Annotated in this window: 19 protein-coding genes; 10 read left to right on the top strand and 9 right to left on the bottom strand. The window is 44.9% G+C overall.

Annotated features, from left to right (window positions below):
• Positions 1-19: 19 nt before the first annotated feature.
• The 3 genes from ACHFJ9_RS14450 to ACHFJ9_RS14440 all read left to right on the top strand — a co-directional run bounded on the left by ACHFJ9_RS14450 (position 20) and on the right by ACHFJ9_RS14440 (position 2,591).
• Positions 20-1,243, top strand: a complete 1,224-nt coding sequence (locus ACHFJ9_RS14450; RefSeq protein WP_395357243.1) for an MFS transporter — start codon at positions 20-22, stop codon at positions 1,241-1,243.
• 89 nt (positions 1,244-1,332) lie between these two features.
• Positions 1,333-1,905 (top strand): DUF1415 domain-containing protein, encoded by a 573-nt coding sequence (locus ACHFJ9_RS14445; protein WP_053807305.1) that lies wholly within the window; start codon positions 1,333-1,335, stop codon positions 1,903-1,905.
• Between the two features lie 110 nt (positions 1,906-2,015).
• Positions 2,016-2,591 carry a nucleoside triphosphate pyrophosphohydrolase family protein gene (locus tag ACHFJ9_RS14440; RefSeq protein ID WP_005397767.1) on the top strand — a complete coding sequence of 192 codons (576 nt, stop codon included), beginning with the start codon at positions 2,016-2,018 and terminating at the stop codon, positions 2,589-2,591.
• A gap of 69 nt (positions 2,592-2,660) precedes the next feature.
• Here the strand turns inward: ACHFJ9_RS14440 and btuD are convergent, their stop codons facing one another.
• The 8 genes from btuD to cobT form a co-directional block, all read right to left on the bottom strand.
• Positions 2,661-3,428, bottom strand: coding sequence for a vitamin B12 ABC transporter ATP-binding protein BtuD (btuD, locus tag ACHFJ9_RS14435; protein WP_258487575.1), 768 nt, complete (start codon positions 3,426-3,428; stop codon positions 2,661-2,663).
• Positions 3,415-4,410: a vitamin B12 ABC transporter permease BtuC gene (gene btuC / locus ACHFJ9_RS14430; protein WP_395357240.1), complete on the bottom strand. Its 996-nt coding sequence runs from the start codon at positions 4,408-4,410 to the stop codon at positions 3,415-3,417. Before btuC ends, btuD begins: the two co-directional genes overlap by 14 nt.
• Before the next feature lie 82 nt (positions 4,411-4,492).
• On the bottom strand, positions 4,493-5,521 hold the full coding sequence (locus ACHFJ9_RS14425) for a succinylglutamate desuccinylase (protein WP_005377878.1): 1,029 nt from the start codon (positions 5,519-5,521) through the stop codon (positions 4,493-4,495).
• A gap of 274 nt (positions 5,522-5,795) precedes the next feature.
• Complete coding sequence (locus ACHFJ9_RS14420; protein WP_395357238.1) at positions 5,796-7,592, bottom strand: M3 family oligoendopeptidase; 1,797 nt, start codon at positions 7,590-7,592, stop codon at positions 5,796-5,798.
• Between the two features lie 128 nt (positions 7,593-7,720).
• Positions 7,721-8,335 carry an alpha-ribazole phosphatase gene (gene cobC, locus ACHFJ9_RS14415; RefSeq protein WP_074191208.1) on the bottom strand — a complete coding sequence of 205 codons (615 nt, stop codon included), beginning with the start codon at positions 8,333-8,335 and terminating at the stop codon, positions 7,721-7,723.
• Positions 8,336-8,345: 10 nt separating this feature from the next.
• Positions 8,346-8,879 (bottom strand): bifunctional adenosylcobinamide kinase/adenosylcobinamide-phosphate guanylyltransferase, encoded by a 534-nt coding sequence (gene cobU / locus ACHFJ9_RS14410; RefSeq protein ID WP_258693198.1) that lies wholly within the window; start codon positions 8,877-8,879, stop codon positions 8,346-8,348.
• On the bottom strand, positions 8,876-9,682 hold the full coding sequence (locus tag ACHFJ9_RS14405) for an adenosylcobinamide-GDP ribazoletransferase (RefSeq protein ID WP_176320413.1): 807 nt from the start codon (positions 9,680-9,682) through the stop codon (positions 8,876-8,878). Before ACHFJ9_RS14405 ends, cobU begins: the two co-directional genes overlap by 4 nt.
• The gene (gene cobT, locus ACHFJ9_RS14400; protein WP_193447164.1) at positions 9,682-10,725 is read right to left on the bottom strand and encodes a nicotinate-nucleotide--dimethylbenzimidazole phosphoribosyltransferase; all 1,044 of its coding nucleotides are present in this window, start codon (positions 10,723-10,725) and stop codon (positions 9,682-9,684) included. Before cobT ends, ACHFJ9_RS14405 begins: the two co-directional genes overlap by 1 nt.
• Positions 10,726-10,972: 247 nt before the next feature.
• Here cobT and ACHFJ9_RS14395 point away from each other — a divergent pair, with 247 nt between their 5' ends.
• The 7 genes from ACHFJ9_RS14395 to purT all read left to right on the top strand — a co-directional run bounded on the left by ACHFJ9_RS14395 (position 10,973) and on the right by purT (position 18,575).
• Positions 10,973-11,662, top strand: a complete 690-nt coding sequence (locus tag ACHFJ9_RS14395) for an NAD(P)H-binding protein (protein WP_395357235.1) — start codon at positions 10,973-10,975, stop codon at positions 11,660-11,662.
• A gap of 200 nt (positions 11,663-11,862) precedes the next feature.
• Positions 11,863-13,236 carry an L-cystine transporter gene (locus tag ACHFJ9_RS14390; RefSeq protein WP_005377885.1) on the top strand — a complete coding sequence of 458 codons (1,374 nt, stop codon included), beginning with the start codon at positions 11,863-11,865 and terminating at the stop codon, positions 13,234-13,236.
• A gap of 156 nt (positions 13,237-13,392) precedes the next feature.
• Positions 13,393-14,814 (top strand): exodeoxyribonuclease I, encoded by a 1,422-nt coding sequence (sbcB, locus tag ACHFJ9_RS14385; RefSeq protein ID WP_005397785.1) that lies wholly within the window; start codon positions 13,393-13,395, stop codon positions 14,812-14,814.
• A gap of 55 nt (positions 14,815-14,869) precedes the next feature.
• Complete coding sequence (locus ACHFJ9_RS14380) at positions 14,870-15,244, top strand: CidA/LrgA family protein (protein WP_395357233.1); 375 nt, start codon at positions 14,870-14,872, stop codon at positions 15,242-15,244.
• Position 15,245: 1 nt separating this feature from the next.
• Positions 15,246-15,923: an LrgB family protein gene (locus ACHFJ9_RS14375; protein ID WP_330943593.1), complete on the top strand. Its 678-nt coding sequence runs from the start codon at positions 15,246-15,248 to the stop codon at positions 15,921-15,923.
• 443 nt (positions 15,924-16,366) lie between these two features.
• Positions 16,367-17,254, top strand: a complete 888-nt coding sequence (gene cdd / locus ACHFJ9_RS14370) for a cytidine deaminase (protein WP_005397788.1) — start codon at positions 16,367-16,369, stop codon at positions 17,252-17,254.
• A gap of 145 nt (positions 17,255-17,399) precedes the next feature.
• On the top strand, positions 17,400-18,575 hold the full coding sequence (purT, locus tag ACHFJ9_RS14365) for a formate-dependent phosphoribosylglycinamide formyltransferase (protein WP_104974217.1): 1,176 nt from the start codon (positions 17,400-17,402) through the stop codon (positions 18,573-18,575).
• Between the two features lie 71 nt (positions 18,576-18,646).
• On the opposite strand, the gene ACHFJ9_RS14360 is transcribed toward purT, so the two are convergent.
• The gene (locus tag ACHFJ9_RS14360; RefSeq protein WP_046874957.1) at positions 18,647-19,297 is read right to left on the bottom strand and encodes a thiopurine S-methyltransferase; all 651 of its coding nucleotides are present in this window, start codon (positions 19,295-19,297) and stop codon (positions 18,647-18,649) included.
• Between the last annotated feature and the right edge of the window lie 142 nt (positions 19,298-19,439).

Here is a 19,439-nt window from a genome sequence, read left to right as displayed (position 1 = left end):
TTCACATTAGGCAGGATTCATGGTCAGTTTTGGCACACCGGAATACAAACGCATTACGCTCTCGCTAGCGCTTGGTTCCTTCTTGGTTTTTTCAAATTTATACCTACTACAGCCAATGCTGCCCACTTTTGCCCAAATTTTCACGATCTCAGAAACACAAGTGAACTGGCTATTTGCGGCCTCAACACTCGCTCTCTCTTTTAGCCTCGTTCCAATGGCTGTGTTGTCAGAATCAGTGGGACGAAAGCCAGTCATGATGGCCGGCCTGTTTTCGATTCCTACCCTTTCTGCTTTGATGCTGTTTGGTGACTCATTCCTGTTTTTGGTGGTATGTCGAGCACTGATCGGCGTCGCGCTCGCGGCTTTTGCTGCGGTCGCCGTGGCTTACATGGCAGAAGAGCTCGACAAGCACGCCTTCTCGATGGCAATTGGAACGTACATTGCGGCTAACTCATTAGGCGGTATCGCAGGACGTATTAGCGGCGGCTTATTGGCGGACAATTTCAGTGTTGATGTCGCCATTGAAGTTATGATGGTGTTCACTCTTCTTGGTGTCATTGGTGTTCACTATTTATTGCCAACACAGCGCAACTTCACCCCGTCATCAAGCAGTTTGCGCCATCAAAATCGTGCGCTTATTGGTCATTTTAAAAACCAACGCGTGTGGTTCGCGATGCTGATAGGAGGACTCAACTTTGCTTTGTTCGTAAACCTTTACTCCGTCATGGGTTTCCGTCTGGTGAGTGAACCTCACAATGTGCCCGTCGGGTTGGCCTCACTGATCTTTATTTGTTACTTGGGAGGGACTTTCTCCTCTCGTTGTGCAGGCCACTGGAGTAAACGTTATTCCTCAATCCTCGGTATGTTCTTGGGCGCGATAGTGAGCATGACGGGGATGTGGATTGCTGCGATTGAAAGCTTGACTGCAATGCTAGTTGGATTGTTGCTGATAAGTTTTGGTGCCTTCTTTACTCATACCCTCGCCTACGGTTGGGTCGGTCAGAATGCCACTCGTGCCAAAGCCACCGCGACAGCGCTCTACTTAGTACACTACTACGTAGGCGGTAGTTTGGGAGGATTCTTACTTCTTTATTGTTGGCAACATGGTGGTTGGTCGAGTGTTCTTATAGGGGGAAGCGCCGTCTACCTAGCGATGTTTGCTGCGATTACGTATTTGAAACACATTGCCGAAAGAAAGCATACAGACCAAACACCTGACGCAGCGAGTTTAAAGAGTAGCTAAGTTGCGCTCATTTGCGTAATACCTCTCTGGTTACTTAGATAACCAACCCTGCTATGCTTGCGCTACTTTAATAAAAACCAGAAAGTCGTATGTCAACGCGTTCAACACAAAACACAGATATCGAAGCGATCACTCAACAGGTCGATCAATGGCTCAACGATGTGGTAATAGGACTCAACCTTTGTCCGTTTGCTGCCAAACCGCAACGTAATAAACAAATCAAAATCTTTGTTAGTGAAGCGACTCAAGAAGAAGCGCTTCTTGAAGATATTTTATTGCAGCTGATTGAGCTGAGTAACACAGAACCCGAACAACTTGAGACCACGTTGGTTGTGGTTCCCAACATGCTACAAGATTTCTGGGACTACAACTTTTGTATCGATTGGGTTGAAGGATTAATTAAGCAACAAAACTGGGAAGGCATTTTCCAAGTGGCGACTTTCCATCCTGATTACTGTTTTGGCGGCGCAAGACCTGAAGACGACGAAAACCTGACCAATCGTTCTCCTTACCCAATCTTCCATTTGATTCGCGAAGAGAGTATGGAAAAGGTACTAAAACACTATCCTGATCCTGAATCCATTCCCGATACGAACATCGCTCGTGTTTCCGCCCTTTCAGAGGAAGAACGTAAAAAGCTGTTTCCTTACCTATTTCGTTAAGCACTACCATTACCCAAAGGCAGATTTATCACCAATTGGATTCAATGCCCTTGGGGTTCAAAGTGCGGTTTGGTATCATTGCCGCTTCAATCGATTCAATGGAAATTAGAATGCAACTGTCAAAGCTAACCCAAGAGATTTTTGATCACTTATACCGTGATATCACCGAGTTCCGTAGTACGTTCGACTTACCAGTCGCAGACGCTGCAAGCCTTGATGCGCAAGCAGACACACTACACACCTCTTTGGCGATCGAAGAGCTAACAGAGCTAGCAGAAGCAGATTGTAAAACTGAGCAAGCAGATGCCATCGTAGACAGCGTGTATGTATTAATGGGCCGTCTCGTTCATCTTGGCCACAGCAAAGTAGAAGACAACCTGGCGATCAGCTACTTAATTGATCTTCTATTAAACGTTGCGGTAAACCGTGGTATCGAATTTATTCCTTGCTGGGATGAAGTACATTCAAGCAACATGAGCAAAGTATGCCGTAACGAGCAAGAGTACTCAGAAACAGAGGCATTCTACGCGGAACAAGGCATCAAGTTGATGGCGGTACAGAAAGGTGAATACATCATCGCAAAATGCGCCGAAGATTTCGTATCGGAAGGTAAAACCATTCGTAAAGGCAAAGTACTCAAATCAGTTTACTACCGCCCAGCAGATCTAAAACCGCTAACTCAGTAAGCGTTGAGTTTGGCTATCTCGATTAAAAAAACGACCTCAAGTAGGTCGTTTTTTATTGTCTCTTAAATACTAATCAAAGATTAAATAAGGTTGCTCATCTACGATGACCTTTTTGACTTGAGTATTGAATACTTCCCCGAGGGCTTCTTCCGTTAGCACAGTATCGGAATTCCCTGATGAGTGCAGCACACCGTTGTTAAGCAGCAATACTTTATCTGCGTGCTTTAATGTGCGGTTGAGATCGTGATTAGCAACCAATACTCCAATTCCCTGCGCCGCCATAACGTTAATCAATTGATAGAGCAGACCCTCTTGCGCAATATCTAATGGTGCTGCTGGCTCATCCAAAATTAAAAACTGCGAAAAAGGATTAATGGTACGCCACACCTGCAAACATACACCTGCTAATCGGACACGTTGCCACTCACCGCCGGATAATGTTTGAATACTGCGATGAAGCTTATCTTGCAGCTGTACCAGCTCCACCACCATATTGACGGCATCACGCACTTTGATATCCGCAATCTCAGCACCACTTGGCAGAGATAGGGCGAGATACTGAAAAACATCGACATTAAATGCTGGACGTGATTGCTGACACAAATAACCTCGAACATGAGCTTGCTCTGACAACGGTAAAGTAAGCAAGTTTTTGTCGCCAACGTACACTTCACCACTCATACCGTCTCGGTGGCTTAACGTACCAGAAATAGCAGCCAATAAAGTGCTCTTACCGGAACCATTAGGCCCAACAACATGTACGATTTCGCCAGCTTTGCATTCAAAAGAAAGGGGCAATAATCGACTACCAACCGACATATGTTTAACGTGCATCATGACTCTTCACCAGCATCCAGATGAAAATAGGTGCGCCAATCGATGTTGTCATGACACCTAAAGGTAACTCTGCGGAGTCCAATAACAGCCTTGCGCCGATATCCGCAAATACAAGTAACGCAGCGCCAGATATTGCAGAAAGTGGCAATAAATAACGGTTTTCTGTACCAAAAGCCAAACGCAATAAGTGCGGTACCACCAAGCCAACAAAGCTGATGATGCCACCCAAAGCGACTGAACTCCCCACCAAAACAGAAATGGCGAGGATCAGTTTCCAACGCATTTGATGTACATCGACGCCCAATTGGGTCGCATGAATCTCACCCAGCATCAATTTATCAAGCGACTTGCCTTTACAACACAACCAGATAAGCACCGGCAGCATCACCAAGGTAACGGTATGTTGATACCAACTTGCGCCACCAATGCTGCCCATTAACCAATACATCAGTTGGCGTAAGCTAAGATCATCACTGAAGTAAAATGCCCACGTCACAATCGCGCTCGATAAAACACCCAATGCGACACCAACCAAAAGCAATCGAGCCGTCGTCAGATGCATTGCCCTTGCTATCGCCACCAAAACAAACGTGAATACCATCGAGCCTGCAATCGCTGCCAACATAAAAACAATCGGGGTGGGAAGAACAGGTGACGCGAACATGATTAAGACCATTGCTAAGCTTGCACCACCAGATATACCAAGCACGCCGGGTTCAGCCAAAACGTTCCCAAGCAGCACTTGTAACGTCGCGCCAGATACCGCTAACGCAGCACCAATAATTGCCGCAGACACCAACCTCGGTAAACGTAAGTCCACCAGTAGCTTATGTTCAAATGCAGATAAAGATTGAAAAGGAGAAAGGAAAATTTCTCCGACCATCAAGTGGATGGCAGAGAGTACAGCGAGCACGATCGACATAACCATCAGGTTACGTTGCCAGCGTCGTTCCTTGTTCAGGATAAGTTGTTGAAAATCCATAGCGGCCGATAAAAACAAACGAGGCTTAACCTTACAGTTAAGCCTCGGTAAATTGCAATTAACTTCTCAAAGCAATGTTGGATTAATCGTAAACCAACTCGCCCTCTTCAAAACGGGTTTTCACTTCACAAACCATCAGAGCTGCACGTTGACCTATTGCGACATGGCGGTTCGGGAAGACAATCGCTTCGTTTTCGTTCTTCGCCATTAATGGTTTGTCGCCATCATGACCAAACACTTCGCCGTGAACAAATGAAGTGAAGTTTTCAACATTGTCGTCGAACATAAAGTCAAAGTCTTCGTTCAGGCGAACGATTGTGCGACTTACGCGATATTTAATGCATGGTTTTGGTAGGTGTTCTGGCTTCGTTTCCGCAATCAAATTACGTAAAGACAAATCAAACGCAGTCAATTTATCGAGGTCATTTTCACCAATACGAGCCACACGACCAAGCTCCATTGTGAGAGCTTGCGCACCAAAGTTCTCGGCACTGTACCAGCTAAACGTACTCGATGGTGAGTTTGATAAGAGCACAGCTTCAATGTGTGCACTGTCCAAGAAATCGATTAATGCCTTGCTTCGCACAGGATGACGAGTCTTAGGACTTACTGCAAACGTATAGTGCTTCGAACCTCTAATCGCGCAGTGTAAATCAAGATGCCAGCGTGTTGTCGGGTCGGTATCCTGATAGAAATCGCGAACGAGCAACTTTAGTGTATCAGCGATGACAAGCTCTTTTGTCTGCTTGTGTTCTTTTTCGTCAAAAAGACGGTTGAGGTTTTCTTCAAGGAATCGCGTGTGCGCCAGAGTGGATTCTGGGTGAGCGATAATGAACAGACAACGGGTATCGACCGTCTGGAACCCAGATTCTATGTCTTGAATAATGGAATCCACCAGCTCCATCGGTGCGGTTTCATCTCCGTGAACCCCACAAGAGATGATGATGTTTTTCGTATCCTGAGTATAATTCGCAGGGATTACTTCTAATACACCACGCTGATAGAGTTTAAGTTTTACACCGTTAGAAAGCACCTGCTCCGCTGGTGCAACATCGATATGAACATCTAACGTGTCAGTTAAAAACGATTGGCGAAAGAGAGACTTCGTCATGCGTTACTCCTTAATAGCACGGCGGGTATGTTAATAAATTGTACAAAGGATTTTTGTTGCTGCGATCTCACTTATGAGTAGAAATCACTATTTCCCTCGAAAATCCGATACCTTTTCGCGCCAGGCACTCAAATCAAGCATTGAGGCGTTTAATTTTTAAACAATTACAAAGTGTTAGGGCTGTGAACTTTACCACAGCCCTGATTAAGATCATTATGATTTGATCAAATTTTTGTAGCTATAAAGCAGATTATGCATCAACAATGCGAAAAACTTAGCCGCGCTGTGCGAGCAAACGCTCAAACTCATCGACTTTTTCACGCACTAGCTCAACGCTCTGCTGCCAAAACGTTGGTTGGGTTAAATCCATCGACAGATGCTTTTCGACAACATCTTCCGCCATCATGCAGCCGGTATCGCGCAGCAAATTGATGTAATCGGTGTAAAACGCTTCGCCTTTGGTTTCTCGCTGTGCATAAATACCCTTGCTGAATAAGAAACCAAACAGGTATGGGTAGTTATAAAAGCTCACACTATCGATAGAAAAATGTAACTTGCTTGCCCAGAAGTACGGATCCGGCTCGCTCATTACGTCGCCATACCATTCTTTCCAAGTTTCAGACATCAACTCACAGAATTCATCTGCGGTTAACTCTCCATCCTGGCGGCGTTCATAGAACGATTTCTCAAACTCATAGCGGACCGGAATGTTGATCATTAAAGCTAGCGCAGATGACAACTCTTCCCACAACATCTCTAGCTTTTCATCGACGTTCTCCGCTTTCGAAATCAAATGATCACGAACGATGTTTTCTGCAAAGATAGAGGCGGTTTCTGCTAACGTCATTGGGTAGTAAGTTTGGCAAAGTGGCAAATCACGAATAACCCAGTTATGGAACGCATGGCCAAGTTCATGTGCAAGAGTCATAAGGTCTGAGCGACTGCCACTCCAAGTCATAAACACAAGTGGTGTTCGCGTTGCTGGCAGTTTGGTGCAGTATGCTCCAAGACGCTTGTTGGCATTTGGCGCGGCATCAATCCAACCATTTTGTACCATCAAACGGACAAACTCCGACATCTCAGGGTTTACTGTTTCAAATGCTTCACAAATAACATCAATCGCTTCATCAAAGTCGTAGACCTTCGCTTCACCGCTCAAGGCGGGCATAGCTGCCAGATGATTCCAAGGTTTCATCTCATCCAGACCATGTACTTTCGCCATCAATAAACCCGCTTTCTGACCAATAGCTCGACTGTCTTTGGCTACGGTCATCATCGCATTTAAAGTTTCAGCTTGGATTCGGCTACCATGCAAACTCGGCTCGAGGAAGTGAACTTCACGCTTCGTCGAACGCTTTTTGTTTTCAGTTAAACGCCATCCTGCTAACGCATTCAAAATTGCAGCGAATGATTCTTGGTGCGTTTGCATTGCATCTTGTACGCCTCGCCACGCGGCTTCTTGACGCTCAAATTCAGACCCATAAAGGATGCTTGCCGCTTGAGAAAACCCAAGCTCTTCACTCTTACCATCTGCGTACTCAAGCTTCACTTTCAATGAGCCAGTCAGGTTATCGTATAGGTTACCCCAAGCCGATTTACCATCCACACTCATCGCAGCAAGTAACTGTTCTTCGGCGTTACTAAGACGAGTATCCGCCAGCTTTCTGGAGTTCAAGATAGAAAATGCTTGCCCACTGATATCAGGATTCTCATGATCTAACACGCGTAAGATAAACTCTTCGTCGGCATGCGTTAGTGTCAAATCAAAGGGACTGAACGCTTGAGAAAGCTCCGAAAAGATGCGGGTCATTTTACCAAGTAACGATTTCGCTTCGGCGTTTGTTGCATCAACAGAAGCATAACAACTCGCAAAATTTGCAACTGTGCCCGCTAAACGACTCGCGGCTTCATTGGTCAAAATCGCATTTTGCATGATCTCTACGTTGCCGCAATCTGCTGATTGTTTACTCAAAAGATCAATACATTGTTCCACAAGAGCAATATCGTCTTGAATTCGTGGGTCAGAAAGGTCGTTATAAACGATGGACAAATCCCAACTCGGCGTTGTCATTTCTATATTTCCTTTTTATGTAACTGAGTCAATTTTCGCTTCCTGCACCTAGCAGATGGGCTTCCACTGACATCTTCCGTGACTATGCCCATAAGCAGTATCGCTTTGGGCATTTTAATATTTATAAATTAACGAGTTAAAAGAGGTACGCCAATCGAACGCACCGAGGCGTAAATTTGCTCATCTATGGTAATTGTTATATGCGTGACAGAAGCGTTTCCTATCGACAACGTCGAATACCACTTGGGGTTACGCCAATCTAACTCCAATACATGAGCAAGAATCATACGAATGACGCCACCATGCGTGACGATAAGTAGATTGTCATTGATATCGTTGATGATTTGAGACCAAACGCGACATATGCGCTCAGAAAATGTGCTTAAGCTCTCAGCGTTCGGCAACGTATGTTGTGCTGGCGATTGCCAAAAAGCATCTAGCTTTTTCCACTGCTCAGTGAGCATATCAAAAGGCATACCATCAAAATCACCAAATGCCATCTCTTGTAAAGATTCATCCGTCATTACTGGTAATAATTGCTGTTCAGCAATTATATTTGCCAGTTCTTGACAACGTGAAAGAGGAGAACAAATCACTCCACCCACACCTCGTCCACTCTCGATCCAAGCCCGAGCAATGCTTTCTTGGTCAGCAGGCGTAACTTTTACATCTGTTTGGCCATGGAGTCCTGGTGGAGCGTCTACTTTTCCATGACGCACAAGATAGATGTTGAGTGTTTTCATTTCTTCCATCCTACTCTTTAAGAACCAACGGCAAGCCAGCAGCGACAAAGGTAACGCGATGACAAACACTGGCTAGTTTTTGATTCATCCGTCCTGCATTATCCACAAAGTAACGACTAACCACCCCCAAAGGCACAATGCCCATTCCAACCTCGTTAGAGACGAATATTAACGTCGCATCTGAACCACGTACCACCTGTATAAGCTTTTCAATTTCTGCTTCTAGCTTCTCATTGGAACATTCATCACCTAACTCAAATATCCAATTATTGAGCCACAAGGTTAAACAATCGACCAATACAACATCGGTGGTAGCGAAACTTGTCAGTAACTCAGATAAATGAAGGGGGCATTCATGCTCTTGCCACTCGCCCCCTCGTTGCTTTTGATGATGCGCTATTCGCTCTCGCATTTCTTGGTCAAATGGCAGCGCGGTTGCAACATAATGTAATGAGTGTTGATAAGTGGTCGATAATTGCTTGGCTGTTTTTTCCGCCAAATGCGACTTCCCAGAGCGCGCGCCACCGAGTATCAATTGCTTCATAAGATGTGATAAAACCCAATCATAGTGAGATAAATAAGCAGTTCCGATAGCTGCTGCGCTGCGCCAAGACAATCCCCCGTAAAGCCGCCAATTCGCTTGGTTAACCAACGTTTGAACATCAAACGAAATACCACGAGAACAAGCGATATAAAGATCGCCTGCGTGATACCAAGCACAAGCAATGTTATGCCACCAGTAAACAACAAAATGGAGACTTCTAAAGAAGACTGGCTATTTGCCAGCGGTTTACTTTTCGACGTATCACTGTCACTGACATAAGGCATGTCATAAATAAGCGTCGCGGCTAGTGCTCGGCTTGCGGTATAAGCGACGACAATGACCAACCAAAACTGCGGCAAGTTAGCCAGTTCACTCCAAAAAACATACTTAGCCAATAACGCCATAATGAGAGTGGCTGCACCATAAGTGCCAATGCGGCTGTCCTTCATTATAGAGAGGCGTCGCTCGACAGTCATGCCACCGCCAATGCCATCCGCCATATCAGTCAAGCCGTCTTCGTGAAATGCCCCTGTTAACAATAAGCTAAACACCATTGTTAATACTATGGCAACCGATTCTGGGAAAAGAATTGAGGTGAGCGAAAATACCAGAGCACAAAGCGCTCCAAGTACGAGACCAACTAACGCGAAATAACGTCCGGCCTGATTCATGCGTTCTTCACTGTATGGCAACGCTTGGGGTACGGGTAAGCGACTAAAAAAACTGATAGCTAATAGAAACAACTCCCACTGGTATCTTAACGATGACGGCGTGACGTTCTCAGAATTATCAGGGACTGACACTATACTGTAACTCCTGCACTCTCAAAGCTCGCCATCTTGTTGTAAAACTGGGCAGCAGCTTTTAACAAGGGTAAGGCAAGAGCGGCTCCGGTTCCCTCCCCTAATCGTAAACCAAGATCGAGTAGAGGTTCTGCTTTTAGGTACTCTAATACAAACTTATGTCCATTTTCTTCGGAGCGGTGGGCAAACAACATGTATTCGCGTGCTTCTTCGTCTAGCAACGTTGCAATATACGCAGCAACCGATACGATAAATCCATCCACTAAAACTGGGGTTTTAAGCCGCTTGGCTTCTAAAAAAGCGCCTACCATTTGTACGATTTCAAAGCCTCCAACCTGTGCGAGAATCGCTTTAGTATCAAGACCTCGACATCGGTTTACTCCCTGTGCAACCAGTTTATATTTGCGGCTCAACTGCTGTTGATTGATTCCGGTGCCAACGCCAACACAATAATCAATATCTAATGAACTCAGCGCCGATAACAGTGCGGAAGCCGAACTGGTGTTACCAATGCCCATCTCACCGAACATCAATAGATTTGAGCCAGACAAAATGGTTTGCTCAGCAATCTTCGCACCATACTCTAAACCTAGCGCCACTTGTTCTGGGGACATCGCTGATTGTTTAGAGAAATTAGCCGTACCGTTACCCAACCGTTGTTCAACCAAGTTTGGATGAAACTTAAATTCTGGAACCAGCACATCAATAGGTGCCAACATGCCGCAATCTATTACTTTGAGTTGGATGCCATTGATGTCGCAAAAGCAGTTGATGGCTGCGCCGCCGGCTAGAAAGTTAGCCACCATTTGCTGAGTGACTTCGCTTGGCGCAATGCTTACGCCCTCCTCTGCAACGCCGTGATCTCCAGCAAATACCAGCATGCTCGGTTTACAGATAGCGATGGAATCAACTGGCTGAGGTTTATCCTGACTTTGAATAAGAGCTAGCTGTAGTGCCACCTTTTCCAATAAGCCTAAAGAACCGACGGGTTTGGTTTTGTTATCTATGCGCGCTTGTATCTCCACTGCAAAAGAGTCATCCATTTTTTACGTTCCTTTGATGTTGTCTGGGTGAGAGGTGTTCCATTGATTAAGAAATCTTGCTCAGCCCCAGTTTTGAGCGTCCACTATTGTATACCCTTGCATCCGCTTGGGGCAGCGCTAATCAGATTTCTGTTAGGAAAGTCTACTGAGTTCGCAGAGCGTCTCACCTTTCGAGCATTCGATTATAAGTAACTCCTTGAAATCCGCTACAATAGCTTAGGCTATATTCCCATATAGGAGAAAGGACATGGATAACAACACCTGCGCCATCATCGCTGGGGCGACTGGCTTAGTCGGTTCAAAAGTCATTACAAACCTCATAAATCAATCAGGTGTTGGTACCTTATATTATCTTTCTCGTCGCCCACTCGATGGCGTCATAGATGCGGACAAAAAGCTTGTCCCTCTCATTGATGCCGACCTCTCTATCCACCAATGGGATGAGAATCAACCAACACCGACCATCGGCTTTATCTGTTTAGGCACAACCCTTAAGCAAGCAGGCAGTAAGGATAATTTACGTAGAGTAGATGTTGATCTGGTGTGTAAAGTCGCCCAACAGATGAAAACGATCGGAGTCAAACGCCTTGCGGTTGTTTCTAGCCTTGGTGCAAATAGTAAATCGCCATTCCATTACCTAGCCTGTAAAGGACAAATGGAACAACGAATCGAAGCTATGGGTTTTGAGGAAATTGTGTTTGTTCGCCCAGGCCCGCTTGTTGGTCAACGTCAAAGTCCAAGAACGGACGAGAAGTTAGTGCAAATTCTGTTTAAGGTAATTCGCCCACTCATGCTTGGCAAACTGTCCAACTTTTTACCTATTCGAGCGGAAGATGTCGCCAAAGCGATGATTTATCAACTTTTCAGTTATCAAGAAGACTCGGTGGTTTACTTACAAAGGCAAGAAATGCGTGACTTACTGCATCACTACGAATAACCATTTTGTACATTTAACGTGCTAATTCACACTCTCACGCGACTTAGATCTCGTTTTTATATTCATTTTAGATCTAGCTAATACCCGTTTGTCATTTTTAAAGTTATATCGCGAGCGTTATCTTACGCCCCATAAACAAATCCGTATAAAACCCCGTATAAAAAACAACCGCCATTTCGGCAGGTTGATAAGGTCAGATTATGAATTTTGCAGTGATAGCCTCTCTAGCCGTCTTTGTTGGCATATTGTTCTTTCTATTTAACCAACAACAAAAGAAACACACTCTCTCTCGTCTCGTTTTAATCGGTCTTGTTACTGGTTCTCTTTTTGGTCTTGCTTTGCAACTCATTCACGGTGAAGGCAACAGCGCAATTGCTCAAACACTTGAATGGGTAGGCATTGTAGGCAGTGGCTACGTTGGTCTACTGAAAATGGTCATCATGCCACTAGTATTGGTATCGATGATCTCTGCAGTTGTTAAATTGGAGAAAGGTGGATCATTAGGTAAAATTTCTGGCCTGACCATCTCTGTTCTTCTAGTAACGACTGCAATTGCTGCACTTATCGGTATCTTGGTGACAACAACCTTTGGCCTGTCAGCAGAAGGTTTAACTGAAGGCGCTCGTGAAACCGCTCGTATCGCCGTTTTAGAAAGCCGTGCTGGTACAGTAAGTGACCTGACTATTCCTCAAATGCTAGTTAGCTTCATTCCAACCAACCCATTTGCTGATCTAACAGGTGCTCGCTCGACCTCAATTATCGCTGTTGTTATCTTCGGTGTATTAACTGGTATCGCCGCTCGTAAAGTGATGATGGAAAAAGCAGAGTTAGAATCACCGATTCGTACTTTCGTGGAAGCAGCTCAGTCAATCGTTATGCGATTAGTGAAGATGATCATGGCGTTAACGCCATACGGCATCGCAGCACTGATGGCAAAAGTGGTAGCGACATCAAGCGCAGGCGACATCCTAAACCTACTTGGCTTTATTGTGGCGTCTTATGTTGCTATCGCTCTGATGTTTGTTGTCCACGGCGTATTAGTCTCTTTTGTCGGCGTTAGCCCTGCGGAATACTTTAAGAAAATCTGGCCTGTACTGACCTTCGCGTTTACATCTCGTAGCTCAGCAGCAACGATCCCACTAAACGTAGAAGCGCAAATCACGAAGCTTAACGTTCCACCAGCGATTGCAAACCTATCAGCATCGTTTGGTGCCACTATTGGCCAAAACGGCTGTGCGGGTATCTATCCTGCAATGCTGGCAGTGATGGTAGCTCCGACAATGGGCATCAACCCACTGGATCTACACTTTATCCTGTCATTGATTGCGATTATCACCATCAGCTCATTTGGTATTGCAGGTGTAGGCGGCGGTGCAACGTTTGCAGCATTGATTGTTCTTCCTGCAATGGGCTTGCCTGTCACCATCGCGGCGCTGCTTATCTCTATTGAACCATTGATCGATATGGCACGTACCGCACTGAACGTTTCAGGATCAATGACTGCGGGTACAATTGCTAGCCGAGTGCTGAAGTCACCAGAAAGTGAAGCAACATTGGAAGAAACACGAGCATAGAACTCACATTCCTTCCAAAGCGATAAAACGTAAAATATCAAGCCGATGGTTCGCCATCGGTTTTTTCATTTTCAAAAATTCAACTTGCATCTTTCGTTGCTAGTCAAAGCGTTGAATGGTCTAATACTGTCATCGGTTTTGTAAACGGTAAGCAGAATGCACCAAGATAATCAGCCCACTTTTTTCTTCTTTGATTATGAGACATGGGGAACAAACCCCGCGAAAGATCGCCCAAGCCAGTTTGCTGGTGTTCGTACAGATGAAAACTTCAATATCATCGGCGAGCCTTTAGTCATGTACTGTCAACCACCGGCTGATTATCTTCCGTCTCCTGAAGCCGCACTTATTACTGGTATTACTCCGCAAAAAACGGTTCAAGAAGGCCTTTCTGAGCCTGAGTTTATCGCTAAGATTCACGCTGAACTCGCGAAACCAAATACCACCAGTTTAGGCTACAACAGCATTCGCTTTGATGACGAAGTGACACGTTATACTTGTTATCGCAACTTTATCGATCCATACGCATGGAGTTGGCAAAACGGTAACTCGCGTTGGGATTTACTCGATGTATTACGCGCGTGCCATGCCCTTCGCCCAGAAGGCGTAGAGTGGCCAGAAAACGAAGATGGCTTCACTAGTTTTAAATTAGAGCACTTGTCTGTTGCTAACGGCATAGAACATAGTAACGCGCACGATGCGATGGCAGACGTGATTGCGACTATCGAAATGGCGAAAAAAGTCAAAGCAGCGCAACCAAAATTGTTTGACTACTTCTTTTCTATGCGCCAAAAGCGCAAGCTCAATGAATTAGTCGACATCGTCAACATGACGCCGTTGATGCACGTTTCAGGCATGCTAGGGCGCGAATGCCAGTATACTAGCTGGATTGTGCCTGTTGCTTGGCATCCAACCAATAACAACGCTGTTATCACTATCGATTTAGCGAAAGACCCTCAACCTATTCTTGAGCTATCCGCAGAAGAGCTACACGAAAGACTCTACACTAAGCGAGAAGATCTTGGTGAATTGCTACCAGTGCCAGTTAAACTAGTTCATTTGAACAAATGCCCTATTCTCGCCCCTGCAAAAACGTTAACGGCTGAAAATGCAGAGTCTATTGGCATTGATCGCCAGCAATGTCTCGCTAATCTCGCTTTGTTGCGCCAACATCCTGAAATTAGAGAAAAGCTGATTAGCCTCTTTTCAGTCGAGCGTAAATTCGATAAAAGTGATGACGTCGATACGCAACTTTACGACGGATTCTTCTCTCCGGCCGATCGCGCAGCCATGGATATCATTCGAGAAACCGACCCGAACAATCTTGCCGCATTGGACATTGAATTTGATGACAAGCGCATTAAACCTCTATTGTTCCGCTATCGTGCGCGTAACTTCCCAGGCACATTAGACGAGCAAGAACAGAGACGCTGGGCATTACACTGTCGAGAAGTGTTTGAAAGCCAAATTGAAGAGTACATGCTGAATTTAGAAAACTTAGTTCACGAACATGAAAGTGACGAAAAGAAGATTGCGATATTAAAATCCGTGTACCGTTATGTAGAGAGCTTAGCTTCTTAACTCCTCCTAATACAAGCGCACCTTATGGTGTGCTTGTTGTTTATATACTGTCAAAATGATTAAAGAACGATTCTTACAACTGATCCAACTGCTCATTTCAATCTTCCTCATCATGGGGACACTTGGCATCGGAATTACCATTCAAAAGTTCACTGGCGTTTCCGTCCCAGGAAGTGTCATCGGTATGCTCATACTGTTTTTCTCCATGACTCTTGGGCTTGTAAAGGTCGATTGGGTCAAACCGGGCGCCACGCTATTTATCCGCTACATGATTTTGTTGTTCGTTCCTATTAGCGTGGGATTAATGCAACATTTCGATATGCTACTCGCTAATGCCCTCCCTATCATTGCTAGCGCAGTTGGAGGCTCACTCATTGTACTAGTCAGCCTCGCTTGGCTGCTGGACTACTTGCTAAAGGAGAAGCACTGATATGTGGTTAGTTGTTACCATTGCGGTTTTTCTTGTCGCGCGCCAAATCGCAATCAAAGTGAATAATCCTCTAGCAAATCCTTTGCTGATCAGTATTGCAGTGCTCATTCCTTTGCTTACTTACTTAAATGTACCGTTTGAAATGTATTATGCGGATAACGAAGGGATCAGTTTTTTACTTCAACCAGCCGTAGTTGCTCTGGCTTACCCGCTATATGAACAACTACCACAGATTAAAGCAAACTGGCGAATCATCACTTTTGCTTGCACAGTAGGCAGTGTGATGTCGATGATGACAACCACCTTGATCGCAGTCGCTTTCAAAGCAGATATCAGTTTAATCGCAAGTCTAGTGGGTAAATCCGTCACTACGCCAATAGCAATGGAAATTTCGAGTCACCTCGGTGGTGAAGCCGCCGTTGCGGCGATCTTGGTTCTGATTGTTGGTTTATTGGGCGCGATTTTGGCATACCCAATTTACAACTTAATTGGAATTAAACACCCGATTGCACGTGGCCTAACAATGGGTACCGTGTCTCATGCCTTAGGCACCGCGACATGTGCAGAGAAACAGCCCATTGATGCCGCGTTCTCATCACTCGCATTGGTTTTATGCGGCATCATCACTTCTATTTTGGCACCAAGCTTTTTTGCTTTGGCTGTCTGGCTATATCAATAGTTAAGCGCTCTCGGTCTGCCCTCCTTCCGGCAGGCCGTGGCCTTCCCGTTTCTTCCTTATCCCTTCCAAAATTCTGTATTACCTCATCTAACAACCCGTTCTAGTAAGATCGTTAAGGCACTCTGACGAGATACACACTAATAACTTCAACATTCAGTGCAATATTACTGACTCAACGTTGCTTAGATATCTAGGAATAACGTTGTGTGGACATGTAGGCATCGTAATTAACATATCCCAGCGTCTTGGTCATATGAATATATACTGATATGGTTAATTGTGAGACGGAGATAACGCTTCACGTCAGTGCAATCGAATACATGTGTGAGCTCACTCTAATTATGTAACAGAATTATCAATTGCATTATTTATCGTGATCTAACGCACGGAACATTTCTATCCTTCACATAGAATAACTGTCCATGCAATAACAAGGATTCAACATGAAAAGTCGCATTGAACAGGCGCTAGCAGGCGCTCCAGAAGCACTTTCCAAACAACTTGCTCCTATCATCCAAGCTGATGATTTTGATGCTACGCTTTCAGTTCAACAGTTTGAGCAGTTGCTTTCAGCTACCGGTCTATCAGATAAAGAGCTTCGTGTTGCTCTACTTCCTTTTGCCGCAGCATATTCCTATGCTCCTCTTTCTGAATTTTATGTCGGTGCTATCGTTCGTGGTCTCTCAGGTCGCCTTTACTTCGGTGCCAACATGGAATTCTTTGGTGTTCAGTTAGGTCAAACAGTTCACGCTGAGCAGTCTGCAATTAGCCACGCTTGGATGAAAGGTGAACGTGGTATTAAAGATATCACTATTAACTTCAGCCCATGTGGTCACTGCCGTCAGTTCATGAACGAGTTATCTACCGCAAACGAGCTTAAAATTCAGCTCCCAGAACGCGAAGAAAAGTCGCTGCACGAATACCTACCTGAAGCCTTTGGACCAAACGATCTCGGTATCGAATCCGGCTTAATGGCAGAAGTAAAGCATCAGTTCTCATGCGATGATGAAGACACTCTAATTCAAAGCGCTGTTGAAGCGATGAACATGAGCCACTCACCATATACCAACAACTTGAGTGGCTTAGCATTAGAAATGGCTAGCGGCCGTGTATTCCAAGGTGCTTATGCGGAAAATGCGGCGTTTAACCCTAGCTTGCCGCCATTACAAGTTGCGCTGATCCAAGTACTACTTGCGGGTGAAACTTTTGACAATATCAAAGCCGCTGCTCTGGTAGAAAACTCAGAAGGCAAGATCAGTCATTTGGCTGATACGCAATCAACGTTAGAAGCGTTGAATCCAGATATTCCACTTAGTTTTGTCAACGTATAAGCGACAATTTCAGTATAAAAAGCTCTACGGCATGTAGAGCTTTTTTATTGCCTAAAAACCAAAAGCAAACGTTTGCTTTGTCATGAAACTTCAGTATGATCTCCTGCAATTTCTGTCTCACCACTCTATTTTGTAAGGGAACACTATGTTTGGCACTGCAACCAGCGCAAATGCTACCCGTGTATTACTTTTAGGCTCTGGCGAACTCGGTAAAGAAGTCGCAATTGAATGTCAGAGACTTGGTTTAGAAGTGATTGCTTGTGATCGCTATGCTAATGCTCCAGCGATGCAAGTTGCTCACCGTAGTTACGTCATCGATATGTTAGATGGAAGCGCCTTAGAAGAAGTTATTACAAAGGAACAACCTACTTACGTCGTACCTGAAATCGAAGCTATCGCAACCGACAAACTGGTAGAGCTTGAAGAAAAAGGGCTGAATGTTGTTCCAACCGCTAAGGCAACCAAGCTAACAATGAATCGTGAAGGTATCCGACGTTTGGCTGCAGAAGAACTAGAACTGACGACATCACCTTATCGTTTTGCAGATACTTTTGAAGACTTCAAAGCCGCGGTTGAGCATGTAGGCATCCCGTGCGTAGTAAAGCCAGTTATGAGTTCTTCAGGTAAAGGGCAAAGTGTCATTAAGACCGAAGACGACGTAGCAAAAGCATGGGATTACGCACAGGAAGGCGGACGTACGGGGGCAGGTCGCGTGATCGTGGAAGGTTTTATCGACTTCGATTACGAAATCACTTTATTGACCGTCAGAGCCGTTGACGGTGTTCACTTCTGTGCTCCAATTGGCCATCGTCAGGAAGATGGCGACTACCGCGAATCATGGCAACCACAAGCCATGTCAGAAAACGCAGTAAAAGCAGCAGAATACACGGCAGAGAAAGTAGTCAACGCACTCGGTGGCTACGGCATCTTTGGTGTAGAGTTATTTGTTAAAGGTGATAAGGTCATTTTCAATGAGGTCTCTCCTCGCCCACACGATACAGGCATGGTCACTATGATTTCTCAGGAAATGTCAGAGTTTGCTCTCCACGTACGTGCATTTACCGGAATGCCGATTAATAATATCGTACAATATGCTCCATCTGCGTCGGCCGTTATTCTTGGTCAAGGGACTTCTACAAACATTCGCTTTGACAACCTAACCAAAGCCTTAGCTCAACCTCAAACGCAAGTTCGTCTATTCGGCAAGCCAGAAATCGATGGTCGCCGTCGTTTAGGTGTTGTCCTTACGCGACGAAAAACCACCGAAGAAGCCGTTCAAGATGCTGTTGAAAGTGCTTCAAAAGTTAATATCACTTATTAAATACGAACCACTTATACAAAAATAGCGCAGCTCAAATTGCTGCGCTATTTCGTTTTACAAACCAAAAAAACCTATTCACTCTCGATTAGGTACACTTCTTCAGAGAAGCGACTTAAGCCTTTTTTCGCAATTTTAGGATGGTTTTCATCAGCTTCATCTACGTTCAAACAGGTAACTTTGTAACCTGAAAATAACTGCTCAATCTCTTCGACTGGCACACTAAATGGAGGCCCTGCCATCTCTTCTTGAGGATAGTTGAGTGTAACAAGCAAAATACGACCGCCTGGATTCAAAAGTTGCTTGAGACGCTCTACATACTCCTCTCGCATATCTTGCGGTAAAGCAACCAACGCGGCGCGATCATAAATGATATCGGCTTGAGATACTGGTGCAGTGAAAAAGTCCCCAGTATAAATAGAGAGCTCATCAAATTGATAAAGCTCGTGCATACCATTAACAGGCGTCACGGTTGGCGTATAAAAATGTTCAGCAAAAAAGGCACGAACAGCGATATGGCTCAGCTCAACACCTTCAACTGAATCATGCTTCATCGCTAACCAAATCAAGTCTTCTGACTTTCCACATAAAGGCACTAACACTTTGTCTTCACGCTTTGGGTTTGTGTGTTGCCAATATGCAGGTAATAGCGGGTTTACATCTTCCAAGTGAAATCCGATTTGATTACTGGCCCATTTATTATGCCAAAACTCTTGGTCTCTCATTTTACTTTCTACTTGTCGGCTGATTTTCATTTTGAGAAGTAAGACTAACGATTTTTTTCAATTTGTCTATGCCGTTCATCTTTGGTTAATACAGCGGTGATAGGATGTAAACGTTCTTATAGGAACCACGCCTTTATCTGAT

This window comes from Vibrio sp. D3 (assembly GCF_043995865.1).
GTDB lineage: Bacteria > Pseudomonadota > Gammaproteobacteria > Enterobacterales > Vibrionaceae > Vibrio > Vibrio diabolicus.
The sequence above is the reverse complement of the archived record's forward strand: the minus strand, read 5'-3'. Positions and strand labels throughout refer to the sequence as shown.